The organism is Paenibacillus kribbensis (assembly GCF_001705305.1).
In the GTDB taxonomy this organism is placed as follows: domain Bacteria; phylum Bacillota; class Bacilli; order Paenibacillales; family Paenibacillaceae; genus Paenibacillus; species Paenibacillus kribbensis_B.
This window is the reverse complement of record NZ_MCBP01000043.1, coordinates 1-1,557: the sequence shown is the minus strand read 5'-3', so window position 1 is coordinate 1,557 and position 1,557 is coordinate 1. Positions and strand designations below refer to the sequence as shown.

Here is a 1,557-nt window from a genome sequence, read left to right as displayed (position 1 = left end):
TTCGTATTATAAGACTAACCAGAATTTCTGGTTGGTCTTTTTATTTTGCTGTTTTAAGATGGGGAAAGCCGGAAGAACGTGGCGGTCTATGGGGGTAAACCCCGCAGTTGAAAACTGTTCTTCCACTTTCGCCAACGACTATGTTTGAGCTGGTTGGGGCTTTGGACCCCGGATCACATGCGAAGTTATAGCGTTGGAACCCTGGTGGACATACCGGCAAATATGGAGAGAGGGGATGGAATATGAATCCTGTTGTGGGCGTGGATGTTGCTAAAGGAGCATCTGTGGTTCAAGCTTTTCTTCAACGCAATAAGCCTTTCGGTAAAAGTAAACAGATTAGGCATACTCCCCATGGATTTGAGCAGCTTCATGCATTGCTGAAGCAGTTGCAAAGAGAAACGAACCAGAAACCCAAGATCATTTTAGAACCTACAGGCCACTATCACCGGATACTTGTTCTTTATTTAAAAGATCAAGGATATGAAGTGATTCTGGTTAACCCCTTGCAGAGCCATCGTGCTAAACAAACGGGTTTACGTAAAGTAAAAACCGATGCTGCGGATGCTTGGCATTTGGGCCAGCTTTATTATCAACAATCAGACTGGACTACACAGCGTAGACACGAGGAGGATCGGATGGATCTACAATACCTAACACGACAACTTGAGTTCATCACGGGACTCTATGTCCAAGCTAAGCTTAATATGGGGGCTCTGTTAGATCAGGTATTTCCAACCTACCCCACCGTGTTTAAGGATGTTTATTCCAAAGTCTCCTTGAACCTGTTAGAAGCATCTCTTTCGGATTCCTTTTCCGATTACACATTCGAACAGTGGGCCTCGCTTTTACGGAAATCAGCGGTGAGAACTCCAGCTGAAACTTGGATAACCGAAAAAGTACAGCGTCTTCAAACGGCCATTTTACAAAATCCCGTAAGAAAGATTCCTTACGGTTTGGAACGAGCCTTACAAAGTATGATCGGATGTATTCGAGTGTTTCAGGAACAAATGACCGAATTGGAGAAACTCATTGAGGCGACTTCGGCCACGGTTCCAGACGTTCTTTTATTAGAATCTATCCCTGGGATAGGTACAAAGCTGGCTGCGGTGATTGCGGCTGAATTAGGGGATATTTCGCAGTTTAACCACCCGAAACAGGTTGTTGCCTTTGCTGGCATAGATCCCAGTGTGTTCAGCTCGGGCCAGTTCGTTGCCAGTGAGAATCGAATCACGAAACGAGGCTCAAAGAGGCTAAGGCGTGCTGTTTATTTAGCGGTAACCTGCGGGCTCAGAAAAGATCTTAATTCTCGTATAAAACCGTATTACGACAAGAAAAAAAGCGAGGGTAAACCCCATAAAGTAGCCGTGATTGCTTGCGCCAACAAGTTACTCCATCACATCTACTCCATATTAAGAAAAAGGGAACCCTACGCTCTTTAATTAAATATACTATAAACTTCCAATTAGGAAGTTTATTTGGTATGCTATAAAAACAGTATACCAAATTCTTTGATTTCCACAATCTTATCTTGACAAAGTATTAGCTGGTTTTCTTTTT

At 43.4% G+C, this 1,557-nt stretch carries 1 protein-coding gene; it reads left to right on the top strand.

What is annotated here, in order from left to right; all coding sequences use genetic code 11:
* Window positions 1–242: 242 nt before the first annotated feature.
* On the top strand, window positions 243–1,439 hold the full coding sequence (locus tag BAZ21_RS27435) for an IS110 family transposase (RefSeq protein WP_068505946.1): 1,197 nt from the start codon (window positions 243–245) through the stop codon (window positions 1,437–1,439).
* The last annotated feature ends 118 nt before the right edge of the window (window positions 1,440–1,557 follow it).

Excerpts from the sequence above, each read along its gene's own strand:
- BAZ21_RS27435 (WP_068505946.1), top strand. The coding sequence starts at position 243 with ATGAATCCTGTTGTGGGCGTGGATGTTGCTAAAGGAGCATCTGTGGTT.